This is a genomic window from Nocardia sp. bgisy134 (assembly GCF_965341865.1).
Lineage (GTDB): Bacteria > Actinomycetota > Actinomycetes > Mycobacteriales > Mycobacteriaceae > Nocardia.
In genome coordinates this window covers 35,591-51,283 of sequence record NZ_CBDQZP010000028.1, presented here as the reverse complement: position 1 = coordinate 51,283, position 15,693 = coordinate 35,591, and the positions used below count along the sequence as shown (strand labels likewise).

Sequence of the window (15,693 nt, the reverse complement as noted above, 5' to 3'; positions counted from 1 at the left end):
CCAGGATGATCATCGGCGCGTCGTGAAGAAGATCACCGGCGCGTCGCGATCGGCCGCCCAGATCGGCCGGGAAATGCCGTCCGCGACGGCGCCGGAGACAGCGTGCGCGCGCGCTGCGAGATCGATCGAAAGCGCCCAGACGGCGCGCTCGGTATTGGTAGTGTGCCTCCGCATATGCAGGGCCGACTATCCGCGACTATCGGATCGAGGTGTCCACGTTGATCACCAAGATGACCAGCACGTTAGCCGTAATTGCTCCGGCCGCCGCCGCGCTCACCGCGGCCGCGCTCACCCTCACCGCCGCGCCCGCCGCGGCCGAGAGCAGCAAGTTCGTGACCGTCTACTCGATGACGAACGGTCTGTGCATCGCGCAGATCGACGCGTCGGTCAACGGGGACGCCTACCCGGAGTCCGCGGCGTTCACCGTGGCCTCCACCATGTGGGGCGTCGGAAATTGCAGCCTCCCGGTGACTTTGAACTGGCGCAATACCGCCACCGGCGCAACGGGTTCGGTGACGCGCACGCCCAACGGCCCCGGCTACTGGATGAACGACGGCAAGTCCGCGATCTTCAGTCCCGGCGTCGGAGACTTCACCGCCACCATCACGCTGGGCGCGGCGCACCTTCCCCAGCCGGGAACCGTCAACTTCACGGTCTCCAAGTACCAAGGCTGACCCGCACCCGTCCACCCGCACGGCCGATAATCGGATCATGATCGGTCGATTCGCTGTGGTCCGGTGACCGCGACCGCGGTCGCCGTGGTCGCGGCGGCGCTGGTGGCGGGCGGCGCTCTGCTGGTGTGGCTGCGGACGCGGCGGGTCGTCACCACGCCCGCCGAACGCGCCGTGCACTCGGCGCTGCACACCGCCTCGCTGGCGGCCGTGCCGCTGCGCCGCGGGCTCACCGACCGGTCCGCGCAGGAGGCCGCTCCGCACCTGCGTGCGCTGACCGGCGCTGCGGCCCTCGGCGTCGCCGATGCCGAGGGCGAGGTGCTGGCCTGGGACGGATCGCACGCCGATCTCGTCGAGGCCTTCGCCGACGCCGCGCGGCGGGCTGTCGCGAGCGAACGGCCGGTGCTGGTGGCCGGTCCCGGCCAGGGCGAGCACGGCGCGCGGACGCTGATCGCCCAGCCGCTGCTGATCGAGAACAGCGGCGCAGCGGGCGCGCTCGGGGTGGTCACCAGCGGCAAGCCCGGCCCCGGACTGCTCGGCGCGCTCGCCGAGGTGGCCCGCTACGCCTGCGGCCAACTGGAACTGGCCGAACTCGACGCGTCCCGAGCCCGGCTGGACCGCGCCGAGGTGCGCGCGCTGCGGGCGCAGATCAGCCCGCACTTCATCTACAACGCGCTCAACACCATTGCCTCGTTCGTGCGCACCGATCCGGCGCGGGCCAGGGAACTCATTCTCGAATTCGCCGACTTCACCCGCTACTCCTTCCGCGCCGCAGGCGAATTCACTGTGCTGTCCGACGAACTGCGCAACATCGAGCGCTACCTGGCGTTGGAGCGAGCCCGCTTCGGCGACGCACTCCAGGTGCGGCTGCGGATCGCGCCCGAGGTGCTCGGCGTCGTGCTGCCCTTCCTCGCGCTGCAACCGCTGGTCGAGAACGCGGTGCGGCACGGCATCGCGGGCAGGCAGGGCGGCGGCACCATCGCCATCGTGGCCACCGACGCGGGCACCGATTGCCTGATCAGCGTCGAGGACGACGGCGCGGGCATCGATCCGGACCTGCTGCGTTCCGGCGCACTCGACGCGATCGAATCCGGTTCCGGCCCGGCGGGTTCCGGCGAGTCCGCGCACGTCGGGCTGGCCAACGTGGACGACCGGCTGCGGGCGGCCTTCGGCAACGACTACGGGTTGGTCGTGGAGACCGCGCCCGGCGCGGGCACCAAGGTCAGCCTGCGGGTGCCGAAGTTCCGCCCCGGCGTGCGCGCCTGACGCGTACCGCGCGATATCCGCTGGTCGGGATATCCGAAACGCGTCCGATCACCATGCCTTTACCATGAAAAGGTTGTGACGCAGAACACCGAAAGGCAAGCGGGCCCGCTGCGCGTGCTCGCCGTGGATGACGAGAAGCCCGCTCTGGACGAGCTGGTGTACCTGCTGCGCACCCAGCAGGGAGTGGGCGAGATCCACACCGCGGGCGAGGCGACCGGCGCGCTGCGGGTGCTGCGTACCCATCCGGTCGACGCGGTCTTTCTCGACATCAACATGCCCGGACTCGACGGCATGGAGCTGGCGGGCATCCTCTCCGAGTTCGCCAACCCGCCCGCGGTGGTGTTCGTGACCGCGCACGACGACCGTGCGGTGAGCGCGTTCGATCTCGGCGCGGTGGACTATCTGCTGAAGCCGCTGCGCGAGGCGCGCCTTGCGGAGGCGGTGCGGCGCATCGGCCAGACGCGCGCCGCTCCCCCGCCGCCCGCGGCGCCGCGCGCCGACCCGAACGCGGTCATCCCCGTCGAACTGGGCGGCGTGACCACTCTGGTGCACCGGTCCAGCGTGAGCTGGGTGGAGGCGGACGGCGATTACGCCAGACTGCACACCAGCGCGGGCTCGCACCTGGTGCGCATCCCGCTCTCCGCCCTCGAATCCCGCTGGGAGAACGCCGGTTTCCTGCGCGTGCACCGCTCCTACCTGGTGGCGCTGCGGCTGGTCACGGGCCTGCGCACGGTGGGAAGCGGCACGGTGGTGTGCCTGCGCGCCGAGGGCAGCGCGGCGGCAGTGGAACTGCCCGTGAGCCGCCGCCAGGTGCGCGAACTCAAACAGCGGCTCGTGCACGGGCCGCGCCACACCTGGACGAACCGGTGACCGGGCCGCAGCGGCCCGCGCGGCAACGGGTGGTGCTCGCCGAGCGGCGTGGCGCGCGCCGGGTGCGCACCCGGGCGGAGGTGGCCGAGCAGACCGAGATCGGGGAAGCCTTGATCGGCGGACTCATTCGTGCCCAGCTCGGCCTCGCGTTGCGACTGGCGCTGGTCACGGTCCTGGCGCTCGGCTCGGTTCCGCTGCTGCTGAGCATCGAGGCGCTCGGCTCGGCCGTGGTCCTGGGCGTGCGGCTGCCCTGGCTGCTGCTCGGCGTCGCGGTGTTCCCGGCGCTGTACGGGGTGGGTCGCCTCTACGTCCGGCTGTCCGAGCGCAACGAGGAGGATTTCCTCGACCTGGCCGGGGACTGACGTGGGCGCGCCCGCCCTGACCGTCGCGGCCCTGCTGCTCGCGGCGCTCGCCACCGTGGCCATCGGCGCGTACGGCGTGCGGCTCTCGCGGACCACCTCCGATTTCCTTGTCGCGTCGCGCAGCGTGAGTCCCGGCTGGAACGCGGCGGCGATCTCCGGCGAATATCTCTCGGCCGCCTCATTTCTCGGTGTGGCAGGACTGATCGCGAAGTACGGCGCCGACGCGCTGTGGTATCCGGTGGGATTCACCGCGGGCTACCTGGCGCTGCTGCTGTTCGTCGCCGCCCCGCTGCGCCGCTCGGGCGCGTACACGGTGCCGGATTTCGCCGAGTTCCGGCTCGGCTCGGTACGTTTGCGCAGGCTGGCCGCGGTGGTGGTGGTGCTCGTGTGCGCGGTCTATCTGATCCCGCAGTTCCAGGGGGCCGGGCTCACCTTGCGGATTCTGCTCGGCGTGCCGAGCTGGGTCGGGGCCGTCGCGGTCGGGGCGATCGTGATCGCCAATGTCACCGGCGGCGGGATGCGGTCGATCACGCTGGTCCAGGCGTTCCAGTACTGGCTGAAGTTCACCGCCGTCGCGCTGCCCGCGCTGGTATTACTCGGCCATTTCCTGGGCCAGGACCGTGAGCTCGGCACGGCCGCGCCGCCGGTGGTCACCGAGCGCACCACGGTGGACGTCACCACCGACGTGGTGGTGCAGGTCGGTGCGGGTCAACAGGTTTCGATCGTGGGCACGGTGGACGGCCGCCGCGTCGACGGTCCGGTGGCGTTGGCGCCGGGCGAGCACGAGCTGGCCGCGGGTACCGAGCTGGTGCTCGAATCCGGTTCCGCGGTCCCGGTGGTGGCGGGCGCGCCCGCCGACGGCGTCAGCTGGTTGTCGCCGGGCGGCGGGTTCGGCGGCTCGCACCCGACCTACCAGGTGTATTCGCTGATCATCGCCACCTTCCTCGGCACGATGGGACTGCCGCACGTGCTGGTACGGTTCTACACCAATCCCGACGGCCGGGCCGCGCGGGCGACCGCGCTCGCCGTCATCGGCTTGGTCGGCATGTTCTACCTGTTCCCGATCCTGCTCGGGGTGTTCGCCCGGCTCTACGTGCCGCAGTTGCTGATCACCGGAACGTCCGACGCCGCGGTGCTGCTGCTGCCCGGCTCGGTGCTCGGCGGGTTACCCGGCAAACTGCTGGCGGCGCTGGTCGCGGCGGGCGCGATCGCCGCGTTCCTGTCCACGTCCTCCGGGTTGCTGGTCAGCATCGCCGGCGTGCTCAGCACGGACATGCTGCGCGGCCGGATCAGGGACTTCCGTATGGCGGCGCTGGCGGCGGGCGTCGTCCCGCTGGCGCTTTCGCTCACCGTGGCCTCGCTGGACCTCTCGCGTACCGTCGCGCTGGCGTTCTCGGTGGCCGCCTCGACGCTGTGCCCGCTGCTGGTGCTCGGCATCTGGTGGCGCGGGCTCACCGCGAAGGGCGCGGGGGCGGGTTTGATCGTCGGCGGCCTCGTCGCGGGCGGGGCGACGGCGGTGTCCGTGCTCGGCGGGGCGTCCGAGGCGGTCGCCGACGGCTGGCTCGCGGCGATCCTCGGTTACCCTGCGGCGATCAGCGTGCCGCTGGCCTTCCTCACGATGGTGCTGGTGAGCACCGTGACGCGCGGTCAGGGCCCGCGCGCGGTGCGGCGGATCTTCGTGCGCATGCACGCCCCCGAACGCCTCGGCATGGGCGCCGACCGCGAGCGCGTGCTGCGCGCAGGCTGACGAGATCGCCGCCGGACCGCCGACCGTTCGTCGCGCGGAGCCGACCGCTCACCGCACAGATCCCCACCTTCACAGAGTGACCTGCACCACAACGCATATCGGCGCTTCGATCGGTCTACCTTCACCGCAGTAATCCACGTCACAAGCTAGGACGCTCCGATGACCAGTACCGACCTCGACGGCACCAAGCCACCGCGCACGCCGAGCGCAGAGGACTTCGCGGCCGTACAGGCCAGCCCGCAATTCCAGGAGCTGCGAAACCGTCTGCGCCGTTTCGTGTTCCCCATGACGGCACTGTTCCTGACCTGGTACCTCGGCTACGTGCTGCTCGGCGCGTACGCGCACGACTTCATGGCGACCGAGGTCGTCGGCAACGTCAACGTCGGGCTGCTGCTCGGCCTCGGCCAATTCCTGTCCACCTTCGTGATCACCGCGTGCTACGTCCGCTTCGCCAACAAGGAACTCGATCCGCGCGCCGCGGCCATCCGCAACTACCTGGAGGGCGAGCGGGCATGACCACGCAATTCCTCGCGGCCGGAACGGTCGGCAATCCCGTCGCGAACATCGCCATCTTCGGCCTGTTCGTCGCCGTCACGATGGTGGTGGTGATCAGGGCCAGCCGCAACAACGCCAGCGCCGCGGACTACTTCACCGGCGGCCGCGGCTTCTCCGGCCCGCAGAACGGCATCGCCATCGCGGGCGACTACCTCTCGGCGGCCAGCTTTCTCGGCATCGCGGGCGCCATCGCGGTGTACGGCTACGACGGCTTCCTCTACTCCATCGGCTTCCTGGTGGCCTGGCTGGTCGCGCTGCTGATGGTCGCCGAAATGCTCAGGAACACCGGCAAATTCACCATGGCCGACGTGCTGAGCTTCCGGCTGCGGGAACGCCCCGTGCGCACCGCCGCGGCGCTGTCCACGCTCACCGTCTCGCTGTTCTACCTGCTGGCGCAGATGGCGGGCGCGGGCGGCCTGGTCGCGCTGCTGCTCGACATCGAGGACCGGGCCGGGCAGTCGGTGGTGATCGCGGTGGTCGGCGTGCTGATGATCGTCTACGTGCTGGTCGGCGGCATGAAGGGCACCACGTGGGTGCAGATCATCAAGGCGGTGCTGCTCATCACCGGCGCCGCGCTGATGACGGTGATGGTGCTGGCCAAGTTCGGGTTCAACTTCTCCGACATTCTCGGCTCGGCGCAGCAGATGGTCTCCGACTCCACCAACAAGGCCGTCGCCTCGCGTGACGTGCTCGCCCCCGGCGCGCAGTACGGCGCGACCGAGACCTCGAAGCTGAACTTCGTCTCCCTCGGCCTGGCGCTGGTGCTCGGCACCGCGGGTCTGCCGCACGTGCTGATGCGCTTCTACACCGTGCCGACCGCCAAAGAAGCTCGCCGCTCGGTGGTCTGGGCGATCGCCCTGATCGGCGCGTTCTACCTGTTCACGCTGGTGCTCGGCTACGGAGCGGCCGCCATCGTCGGCCCGGATCGCATCCTCGCCTCGGCGGGCGGCCAGAATTCGGCGGCGCCGCTGCTGGCCTTCGAACTCGGCGGTGTGCTGCTGCTCGGCATCATCTCCGCGGTCGCGTTCGCCACCATCCTCGCGGTGGTCGCCGGCCTCACCATCACCGCGGCGGCCTCGTTCGCGCACGACATCTACGGCAGCGTGCTGAAGCACGGCAACGCGGACGAGGCGGCGCAGGTGCGGGTTTCGCAGATCACCGCGGTGGTGATCGGCGCGCTCGCCATCGGCCTCGGCATCCTGGCCAACGGGCAGAACATCGCGTTCCTGGTGGCGCTGGCCTTCGCGGTCGCGGCGGCGGCGAACCTGCCGACCATCGTGTACTCGTTGTTCTGGCGGCGCTTCAACACCACCGGCGCGCTGTGGAGCATGTACGGCGGCCTGATCTCCACCATCGTGCTCATCGTGTTCTCGCCCGCGGTGTCGGGCAGCAAGAGCGCGATGCTCCCCGGCTCGGACTTCGACCTGTTCCCGCTGTCGAATCCCGGAATCGTCTCCATCCCCTTGGCTTTCGCGCTCGGCGTGATCGGCACCTTCGTCGGCGGCCGCACACCCGAGAACCCGGCCAAGGCCGCCGAGATGGAGGTTCGCTCGCTCACCGGAGTGGGCGCGGAGAAGGCGGTCGTGCACTGACCTTCCCGGTCCCGGCGCGCGCCGGGGCCACCGCAGGACTCGCCGCAACGGCGCGGCGCCCGTCGGGTCCCGGCACACGCCGGGGCCCGACCCCTGTTCCCGTTGCCGCTGAGGCTCTTTCGATTGGAGATGTGACTTGACCAGCGCCACGACCGGACCCGACACCACGGTCCCCGTGACCTACCCGCCCAGCTCGGAATTCGCCGCCGCCGCGAATGCCGATGCGGCGCTCTACGATCGGGCCGCCGCCGACCGGCTCACCTTCTGGGCCGAGCAGGCCGAGCGGCTGCACTGGCACCAGAAGTGGAACCAGGTGCTGGACTGGAGCGACGCGCCCGTCGCCAAGTGGTTCGTCGAGGGCAAGCTCAACGTCGCCTACAACTGCGTGGACCGCCACGTCCTCGACGGGCACGGCGACCAGGTCGCCATCCACTGGGAAGGCGAACCCGGCGACTCGCGCGACATCACCTACGCCGAACTGCTCGCGGACGTCTGCCGCGCGGCCAACTATCTCACCGAACTCGGTCTGCGCGCGGGTGACCGGGTGGCGATCTACATGCCGATGGTGCCCGAGGCCATCGTCTCCATGCTCGCCTGCGCGCGGCTCGGACTCACCCACTCGGTGGTGTTCGCGGGCTTCTCCCCCACCGCCTTGCGCCAGCGCGTGGACGACGCGGAGGCGCGATTGGTGATCACGACCGACGGTCAGTGGCGGCGCGGCGCCGCTGCCCCGCTCAAGGCCGCCGTCGATGAGGCGCTCGGCGACGGAAATTCCAGCGCGGAGCACGTTCTTGTGGTGCGGCGAACGGGAATCGACACGCCGTGGACCGAAGGTCGTGACCTGTGGTGGCACGAGACCGTCGAGGCCGCTTCCCCCGAGCACGAGGCGCAGCCCTTCGACGCCGAGCACCCCCTGTTCATCCTCTACACCTCCGGCACCACCGGAAAACCCAAAGGCATCCTGCACACCTCCGGCGGCTACCTCACCCAAGCCTCCTACACCCACCACAACGTCTTCGACCACAAACCCGGACAAGACGTCTACTGGTGCACCGCCGACATCGGCTGGGTCACCGGCCACAGCTACATCGTCTACGGACCCCTGTCCAACCGCACCACCCAAGTCGTCTACGAAGGCACCCCCAACTCGCCCACCGAACACCGGCACTTCGAGATCATCGAAAAGTGCGGCGTCACCATCTATTACACCGCGCCCACACTCGTGCGTACCTTCATGAAATGGGGCCGGGAGATCCCGGACGCGCACGATCTGTCGTCGCTGCGGCTGCTCGGCAGCGTCGGCGAGCCGATCAATCCCGAGGCGTGGCGGTGGTATCGCGAGGTCATCGGCGGCAACCGGACGCCCATCGTGGACACCTGGTGGCAGACCGAGACCGGCGCGATCATGATCTCCCCGCTGCCCGGCGTGACGGCGGCCACACCGGGCGCCGCCATGGCACCGCTGCCCGGCGTCTCGGCGGCAGTCGTCGACGACGACGGCGCCGTCCTCGAACACGGCGTCGCCGGGCTGCTGGTGCTCGACCAGCCGTGGCCGTCGATGCTGCGCGGCATCTGGGGCGATATGGAACGCTTCCGCGAAACCTATTGGGCGCGTTTCGCCGCCGACGGGTGGTACTTCGCCGGTGACGGCGCGAAGGTGGACGAGGACGGAGCGCTCTGGGTGCTCGGCCGGGTCGACGACGTCATGAACGTCTCCGGCCACCGCATCTCCACCGCCGAAGTCGAATCCGCCCTCGTCGGACACTCCGGCGTCGCCGAAGCCGCTGTCGTCGGCGCCAGCGACACCACCACCGGCCAAGGCATCGTCGCCTTCGTCATCCTCACCGCCGAAACCGAGGACACCGGCGACGCCCTCATCGATGAACTGAAGGCCGAAGTCGCCCGCGAAATCAGCCCCATCGCCAAACCACGCGAAATCCACGTCGTCCCCGAACTCCCCAAAACCCGCAGCGGCAAAATCATGCGCCGCCTGCTCCGCGACGTCGCCGAAGGCCGCGAACTCGGCGACACCTCCACCCTCGTCGACCCCAAGGTCTTCGAGGCCATCGCGCGCGGCTGAACCCGGCGCTGGGCGGCGTACCCGATCACATGAGGGGTTCGGGTCCGCCGCCCGCCGAATTCGGGTTCGGCGCTGCCCCGACGCTTTTGCGGTATGCACATACCAAATAAATGGTATGTTGATATCATCAAAGCGGACGAAGGGGAGGTCATGGGCAAGGTCGGAGGGTTCAGGAACGACGAGGCGCGCGAGAACTACCTGCGCGCGTACGACGCGATAGAGGCGCTGTGGCCCCTCCCCGCGACGCAGGTCGATATCCCGACGTCGTTCGGGCCAACGCACGTGCGCCGGTCCGGTTCCGGGGCAGGGACGCCGATCGTGCTGTTGCACCAGTTCGGCGGCAACGGATTGGTGTGGCACAGCGTCGTCGAGGATCTCGCCGGAGACCGCGTCGTGTACGCACCGGACACGATCGGGACCGCGGGACGCAGCGTGCAGACCGCGCCGTTGACAGGCGAGGCCGACTTCGCGGCCTGGTTCGAGGAGGTGCTGAACGGGCTCGGCCTCGATCGCGTCCATCTGGTCGGTTATTCGCACGGCGCGTGGCATGCCGTGCTGGCCGCGTTGCACGCCTCCGGGCGGCTGGCCAGCTCGACGCTCATCGAGCCGGGCGGTGTATTCACCAAGCCGAAGCTGGGCGTGCTGGTGAAGATGATCTGGTTCGGGATGCGCGGCAAGTCCGACGAGAACATGCGCAAGACGATGGCGTGGCTGTCGCCGGGCGCTGTCGTCGGCGACCTCGAATTCGCCTGCGGCAAAGCCGCATTACACGGCTACCGCATGCGCATCGGCTGGGCGCGGGTGCTGAAGGACGCCGAGTTGCGATCCCTCACCGTGCCCACGCTGGTGATCTTCGGTGGCGACACGCTGGTCGCCGACACCGAACTGGCCGCCGAGCGCATCGCGGCCAACGTCCCGCGTGGCACGACCGAGATCTATCCCGGAACGGCGCACGGCATCCTGTACCAGATCCCCGGCCGGATCAGCCAGCGCATCAGGACCTTCGTGCAGCAGCACGACCGATCGGAGGTCCGATAGCGCCGCGCCCCGCACCGTTCGCGCCCCAGCGATTGAACCATCCGCCCGGTCGATGACGTGATCAGTGCGCAACGATGTCGGGCGGCTCGAAGCCCGGCATCGCTGCGACACCACCGAATTCGCCGCCGTCGACCGGAAGCGCGCAGCCCGCGGGGACTTGCCCGCATCCGCTTCGTCGGCCGACTGCGGCATCGTCCGAACGGAGCGCCACATGGCCAACGACGACCCGACACTAGACCGCCGCACCGTGATGGCGGGCGCCGGAGCACTGGCCGCGGCCGCCACCGCACTCGCGGCGTGCGGCGCCCGAGGCGAGAACGAATCCGCGGCGGCGCCCGCTCCCACGCCCGCCGCGCAATCCGGCGGGACGACCGTTCTCGCCAAGACCGCCGACGTGCCGGTGGGCGGCGGCGTGATCGCCGGGGACACGGTGGTCACCCAGCCGAGCGCGGGCGTCTTCGTCGGCCTGGACAGCACCTGCACGCACGCGGGCTGCCGGATCGCCGAGGTCGCGGGCGGCACCGTCAACTGCCGCTGCCACGGCAGCAAGTTCGGTCTCGACGGTTCCGTCGTCGCCGGGCCTGCCCAACGCCCGCTCACATCCAGAACGGTTCGCGTGGAGGGTGATTCGGTCGTCGCCGGATGATCTCAGGCGTCGCCGAACATCTCCGCCATCCGCCGGTCCATCTCCTCGGGCGAGATGTCCTCCACGTGGGTGGCCACCGTCCAGCGGTGTCCCCACGGGTCTTCGAACGCACCGCTGCGGTCGCCGTAGAACTGGGTGGTCATCGGGGTGAGTTCCTTGGCTCCGCCCGCGAGTGCGGCCGTGAAGGCCGCGTCGGCGTCCTCGACGTAGACGTAGATGTTGACGGGTGTGCCGCCGACCGTCTTGGGATCGAGGAAGTCCATGTCCGGCGCCGGATCGCCGAGCATGATGACCGAATCGCCGAGCGTCAGCTCGCAGTGCGCGATCTTGCCGTCGGGGCGCGGCATGCGCATCCGCTCCGTGGCGCCGAACACCTGCTTGTAGAAATCGATCGCGGCCGCGGCGCCGTCGATCGCCAGGCCGGGCGACACCGCCGGATATCCGTCTGGGATAGGTTTCACATCGGACATGGGAGACCTCCGGTCGAGGCTTTTCGTCGGACAGGGCGAGCCTATTCCCGCAAAGCCCCCGAAATCGCCCGATCGGCCGAAAGATCTTGGGTCACGGCCCGGCGACGCCGCGCAGCCTGGCCACCTGATCCGCCGTCAGATCGGTCAGCGCGGCGGGCTCGACGGATTCCGGCGCGGTAATGGTGACCTGTGCCAATACCGGACCGACCTGAACGATCGAGACGAGCGAGACCAAGGTGAACCCCGCACTGGCGGTGCGCAGTTGGAACGCCGTCGAGGCGTCGCCGACGGGTGGTTGATCCAGCGCGCCGAGCCGGTATTCGATCGCCGTTCCGTCCGCGTCGTTGCCGGAATATTCGGTGCATTCGCGCAATGTCTGCTGCACCGCGGAAAAGGCCGTCGGCAATTTCTCCGGCGAATAACTCGCGGCATCGATATCGATGCTGGAGAAGTTCGGACCGTTGTAGGCGACGGTATTCCACGTCAACGGTTCGGTGCCTTGCTCGGCCAGCGGCAGCAGCACGCGCGCGCACTGGGCGGGCCGCGTCTCGGCGGTCGGTCCGGCCTGCTCCGGCTGCCCCGGGCCGCGGGTGTCGAACACCGGCGTCATGCCGGGCAGATCGGCGGGACCGAGCAGGCGCCTGGCCAGCTCCTCCGGATCGGTTGTCGGCGAACCGGTCACCGGCGCGGCGGCCACGGCGGGACCGAGCGGTGCCAACGCGGGAAGGGACGGCTGCTCCTCTTCCGCATCGCAGCCCGCGACGACGGCCACGCTCGCCACCGCCGACAGCAGCAGCGCGCGTCTCACTCCGCCCACGAGACCTGCGTCGTGATGGTCTGCTGCAACATGCTCGCGCTGCGCGGATCCCGGTAGGCCTGATGCCCGCCGACGGTGATGGACCCGGCCACCGGCAACGGCAGACCGAGGTCGACAGTGATGGTCCCGGTGCCTTGCATCACATAGTCCTCGATGTCGAGGGTGCCCGCGTTGTTCGGTAGCGACCATTGCGCGGATTTCGGGGTCTGCGTCACGTTCAGCTGGATGGTGAGCCGGTCGCCGTCGCGCTCGGTCAGCGTCGCGGTGGTGACCTGGTCGAGCGTCACGCCGCCGGTTACCTCCTGGTGCACGGTCCACACCGCGCCCTCGCCGATCGGTTCGTCGGGGAACATGATCGAGCGGTACACAGCCTGGTAGAACGCCTGCTCCAGCGCGGCGCGAGCGGCGTTGGAGGTGTCCGGCGACGGCGCGAGCCGCAGCGCGGTGATGGCGCCGTCGTCGCTGAAGTCGAGGCCCGCGTGCGAGCCGTCGGCGGCGGTGAGTGCCTTGCTCAGCAGCGGGTCGGGGGTGGACACCGCGCCGATGACGAGGTCGACTCCCTCGGCGCTGGTCTCGGCGGTCATCGGAATGGTCAGCGCGGGCGTCGAGAAGTCGCGCTTGGGCTGGTCGTTGATCTGCTGTTCGATGCGGTGATCGGTGCGCAGGGTCACCCGCTGATCGGTACCGACGACGAAATGCGGCCGCAGCACTTCGCGCGGCTCGGCGCCGGGCTCGAGGAGCGTGGCGGCCGAGGCCGTGATGGGCACGGTCACTTCCTTGCCGATGCCGAGCGGCTCGGTGCCCTCGCCGGCAGCGGGCGCCTCGGCGTCGTCGCTGCACCCGACACCGAAGGCGGAAAGCCCCACCGCGAGCACGACGAGCAACACGCTCGAGCGCGCGAACCGGGGCAGGTGAGAAGAAGACAACACCGTCACGAGCAACAGGGTACGACCGCTTCCTGAGTGTCAGCTGGGACATTCGCCTCGCGTGCCGCCGGGCGCGTTTCGAACACGCCGCGAGGAGGCGCGGCGCGGCGCGCCAGGCGCTCGAGAGATGATGATCGGCGTGAGTGACGACCGGCCGCCCGAGGACAACACCGCCGACCCGGCGCAGCAGACGACCCAGCCGCTACGGCTGCGGACCCTGCTGATCATCGCCGCAGTGCTGTTCTGCCTCGACCTGCTCACCAAGACGATCGCGGTCGCCACCCTCGAGCCGGGCGATCCGGTGTACCTGGTCGGCGACTTCGCCCGCTTCACCCTGGTGCGCAATCCGGGCGCGGCCTTCTCCATGGCCACCGGCATGACCTGGCTGCTGACGCTGGTCGCGGCGGCCGTGGTGATCGGCGTCATCCGCATCGGCCGCACGCTGCGCTCGCTGTGGTGGGCGATCGGCCTCGGCATGGTGCTCGGCGGCGCGCTCGGCAACCTGATCGACCGGCTGTTCCGCGCGCCGGGACCGTTGCAGGGGCACGTCGTCGACTTCGTCGCGATCGGCTGGTGGCCGGTGTTCAACGTGGCGGACTCGGCGATCGTCTGCGGCGCGATCCTGCTCGTGGTGCTGACGGTCTTCGGCTTCGAGCCCGACGGCACCCGGACCGGGCGCGGCGCGGCGGACGAGGAGCGGGCCGCGACGGCGCAGGCCGATCCGCCCGCCGGGACCGAACCGAAGAACGACAAGCCGAAGAAGGACACGCCGGGCGGCGCCGAAGAGGAGAACGCGGCATGAGAGAGACCAGGACCATGCCCGTACCCGACGGGCTCGACGGCATGCGGGTCGACGCGGGCCTGTCGCGACTGCTCGGACTCTCGCGCACCGCGGTGGCGGCGCTCACCGCCGAGGGCTCGGTGCAACTGGACGGCATTCCCGCGGGCAAGTCCGACCGGCTGGTCGGTGGCGCGTGGCTGGAGGTCGAATTCCCCGAGCCCAAGCGCGAACTCACCATCGAGGCCGAGCCGGTGGAGGGCATGAAGATCCTCTACGCCGACGACGACATCGTCGCGGTGGACAAGCCGGTCGGCGTCGCCGCGCACACCGGCGTCGGCTGGACCGGCCCGACCGTGGTCGGCGGACTGGCCGCCGCGGGGTACCGGATCTCGACCTCCGGCGCGCACGAACGCCAGGGCATCGTGCACCGGCTCGACGTCGGAACGTCCGGGGTGATGGTGGTCGCCCAGTCCGAGCACGCGTACACCGTGCTCAAGCGGGCCTTCAAGCAGCGCACCGTCGACAAGCGCTATCACGCGCTGGTGCAGGGACATCCGGATCCGAGCAGCGGCACCATCGACGCCCCGATCGGCCGCGCCCGCGGCAACGACTGGAAGTTCGCGGTCACCGCCGACGGACGGCCCAGTGTCACCCACTACGACACCGTCGAGGCGTTCCAGGCCGCCAGTCTGCTCGACATCCACCTGGAAACCGGCCGCACCCACCAGATTCGCGTGCACTTCTCGGCGATCCGGCATCCCTGCTGCGGTGACCTCACCTACGGCGCCGACCCGCGCCTCGCCGAACGCCTCGGCCTGGCGCGGCAGTGGCTGCACGCCCGCTCCCTCGGCTTCGCCCATCCCGCCGATGGACGCTGGGTGGAGATCACCAGCGAGTACCCGGACGATCTGAAGAACGCGCTGGACGTCCTGCGCAATGCCTGATCGGCCCGAGTCCGGTGCGGAACGTCGCGAGGGCGACGCCGCCGACGACGGACCCGAGAACTTCGCTGCCGGGGAACACCCAGCGCGAGACACGGCCCGCGGCGGCGATGCCGACGACGGGCGACCGGAAAACCCCGGCCCGGAGAAGCATCCGGGACGCGCGGCACCAGGTCACGCGCACGACGACGTGGAGGACGGCGGACGCGGCCGGCCAGCGCGGATCGCCCGCGCGGTGCTGGCTGGTGTGCTGGCGGCCGGTGTCCTCGCATTCCTGGCCGTGCTCGGCGCACTGAACCCGCCGCGCGAACTCGGGGTCGGCACCGATCGGCTCGGTCCGGATCACGCCGAGCCCGTCGCCGAGTACCTTGTCCGAGCCCATGATTCGCTCGCCAGCGCCGACGCGGATCAGCACTGGGCGCTGGTGTCGTTCACCGAACCGGTGGCGCCCCAGTCGATTCCCGCGCACAGCGGCGGGCTGCGCATCGGGCAGGTGCTGCACCGCGTTCCGATTCCCGGCGTGCAGACGCCGCTCGTCGCGGTGCCGGTGCCCGCGGGCGACGCGGTGGCGGTGGCCTCGGCCGACGCGGCCGCGTGGCAGATACAGGACCAGCTGGAGTCCACCGTCACGAGCGACGAGCGCTACACCCGGATCATGACGGTCGCCATGTCCCGCCTGCGGGAGGGCTGCGCCTGCACCGTCGGCCTGGTCGTCCGCGGCACCCTGCCGGAACTCCGCAACCTGGCCTCGGTCGACGGCATCCGCGCGGTCGAAGCCTTGCCCGCCGACGCCGTGGCGGGCCACTTCGCGGTGAGCCCGCTGCTGCCGGAGCACACCGAGACCGTTGCCCCCGGGCCGGACGACGCCCCTGTCCCCGGCAACTGACCGGCAGTCGTCAGCCCGGCATGGCCGGAGCGAAGGCGGAGGTAC

Annotated in this window: 17 protein-coding genes; 13 read left to right on the top strand and 4 right to left on the bottom strand. The window is 70.2% G+C overall.

From position 1 onward, the window contains the following. Nucleotides 1-9: 9 nt before the first annotated feature. On the bottom strand, nucleotides 10-174 hold the full coding sequence (locus tag ACRWNM_RS33715; protein ID WP_431972211.1) for a hypothetical protein: 165 nt from the start codon (nucleotides 172-174) through the stop codon (nucleotides 10-12). 44 nt (nucleotides 175-218) lie between these two features. Here ACRWNM_RS33715 and ACRWNM_RS33710 point away from each other — a divergent pair, with 44 nt between their 5' ends. The 10 genes from ACRWNM_RS33710 to ACRWNM_RS33665 all read left to right on the top strand — a co-directional run bounded on the left by ACRWNM_RS33710 (nucleotide 219) and on the right by ACRWNM_RS33665 (nucleotide 10,827). Continuing rightward, nucleotides 219-674 (top strand): hypothetical protein, encoded by a 456-nt coding sequence (locus ACRWNM_RS33710; protein WP_431972210.1) that lies wholly within the window; start codon nucleotides 219-221, stop codon nucleotides 672-674. Between the two features lie 63 nt (nucleotides 675-737). Further along, the gene (locus ACRWNM_RS33705; protein ID WP_431972209.1) at nucleotides 738-1,937 is read left to right on the top strand and encodes a sensor histidine kinase; all 1,200 of its coding nucleotides are present in this window, start codon (nucleotides 738-740) and stop codon (nucleotides 1,935-1,937) included. A 75-nt stretch (nucleotides 1,938-2,012) separates the two neighbouring features. After that, nucleotides 2,013-2,807, top strand: coding sequence for a LytR/AlgR family response regulator transcription factor (locus ACRWNM_RS33700; RefSeq protein WP_431972208.1), 795 nt, complete (start codon nucleotides 2,013-2,015; stop codon nucleotides 2,805-2,807). Next, nucleotides 2,804-3,169: a hypothetical protein gene (locus ACRWNM_RS33695; protein WP_431972207.1), complete on the top strand. Its 366-nt coding sequence runs from the start codon at nucleotides 2,804-2,806 to the stop codon at nucleotides 3,167-3,169. Before ACRWNM_RS33700 ends, ACRWNM_RS33695 begins: the two co-directional genes overlap by 4 nt. A 1-nt stretch (nucleotide 3,170) precedes the next feature. Next, on the top strand, nucleotides 3,171-4,916 hold the full coding sequence (locus tag ACRWNM_RS33690; protein WP_431972206.1) for a cation acetate symporter: 1,746 nt from the start codon (nucleotides 3,171-3,173) through the stop codon (nucleotides 4,914-4,916). A gap of 159 nt (nucleotides 4,917-5,075) precedes the next feature. Further along, on the top strand, nucleotides 5,076-5,432 hold the full coding sequence (locus ACRWNM_RS33685) for a DUF485 domain-containing protein (RefSeq protein WP_431972205.1): 357 nt from the start codon (nucleotides 5,076-5,078) through the stop codon (nucleotides 5,430-5,432). Further along, nucleotides 5,429-7,063: a solute symporter family protein gene (locus ACRWNM_RS33680; protein ID WP_431972204.1), complete on the top strand. Its 1,635-nt coding sequence runs from the start codon at nucleotides 5,429-5,431 to the stop codon at nucleotides 7,061-7,063. Before ACRWNM_RS33685 ends, ACRWNM_RS33680 begins: the two co-directional genes overlap by 4 nt. A gap of 136 nt (nucleotides 7,064-7,199) precedes the next feature. Beyond that, nucleotides 7,200-9,143, top strand: a complete 1,944-nt coding sequence (gene acs, locus ACRWNM_RS33675) for an acetate--CoA ligase (RefSeq protein WP_431972203.1) — start codon at nucleotides 7,200-7,202, stop codon at nucleotides 9,141-9,143. Nucleotides 9,144-9,293: 150 nt separating this feature from the next. After that, on the top strand, nucleotides 9,294-10,181 hold the full coding sequence (locus tag ACRWNM_RS33670) for an alpha/beta fold hydrolase (RefSeq protein ID WP_431972202.1): 888 nt from the start codon (nucleotides 9,294-9,296) through the stop codon (nucleotides 10,179-10,181). A 211-nt stretch (nucleotides 10,182-10,392) separates the two neighbouring features. Further along, nucleotides 10,393-10,827 carry a Rieske (2Fe-2S) protein gene (locus ACRWNM_RS33665; protein WP_431972201.1) on the top strand — a complete coding sequence of 145 codons (435 nt, stop codon included), beginning with the start codon at nucleotides 10,393-10,395 and terminating at the stop codon, nucleotides 10,825-10,827. Between the two features lie 2 nt (nucleotides 10,828-10,829). Here the strand turns inward: ACRWNM_RS33665 and ACRWNM_RS33660 are convergent, their stop codons facing one another. The 3 genes from ACRWNM_RS33660 to ACRWNM_RS33650 form a co-directional block, all read right to left on the bottom strand. After that, nucleotides 10,830-11,297 (bottom strand): VOC family protein, encoded by a 468-nt coding sequence (locus tag ACRWNM_RS33660; protein WP_431972200.1) that lies wholly within the window; start codon nucleotides 11,295-11,297, stop codon nucleotides 10,830-10,832. Between the two features lie 91 nt (nucleotides 11,298-11,388). Next, nucleotides 11,389-12,105, bottom strand: coding sequence for a hypothetical protein (locus ACRWNM_RS33655; protein ID WP_431972199.1), 717 nt, complete (start codon nucleotides 12,103-12,105; stop codon nucleotides 11,389-11,391). Further along, complete coding sequence (locus tag ACRWNM_RS33650) at nucleotides 12,102-13,043, bottom strand: hypothetical protein (RefSeq protein ID WP_431972234.1); 942 nt, start codon at nucleotides 13,041-13,043, stop codon at nucleotides 12,102-12,104. The genes ACRWNM_RS33655 and ACRWNM_RS33650 overlap by 4 nt, the downstream gene beginning before the upstream one ends. A gap of 124 nt (nucleotides 13,044-13,167) precedes the next feature. Between ACRWNM_RS33650 and lspA the strand changes: the two genes are divergently transcribed. The 3 genes from lspA to ACRWNM_RS33635 are packed head-to-tail and all read left to right on the top strand — an operon-like array spanning nucleotide 13,168 to nucleotide 15,648. After that, nucleotides 13,168-13,842, top strand: coding sequence for a signal peptidase II (gene lspA, locus ACRWNM_RS33645; protein WP_431972198.1), 675 nt, complete (start codon nucleotides 13,168-13,170; stop codon nucleotides 13,840-13,842). Continuing rightward, nucleotides 13,839-14,765, top strand: coding sequence for an RluA family pseudouridine synthase (locus ACRWNM_RS33640; RefSeq protein ID WP_431972197.1), 927 nt, complete (start codon nucleotides 13,839-13,841; stop codon nucleotides 14,763-14,765). The genes lspA and ACRWNM_RS33640 overlap by 4 nt, the downstream gene beginning before the upstream one ends. Continuing rightward, on the top strand, nucleotides 14,758-15,648 hold the full coding sequence (locus ACRWNM_RS33635; protein ID WP_431972196.1) for a hypothetical protein: 891 nt from the start codon (nucleotides 14,758-14,760) through the stop codon (nucleotides 15,646-15,648). The genes ACRWNM_RS33640 and ACRWNM_RS33635 overlap by 8 nt, the downstream gene beginning before the upstream one ends. Nucleotides 15,649-15,693 lie beyond the last annotated feature (45 nt).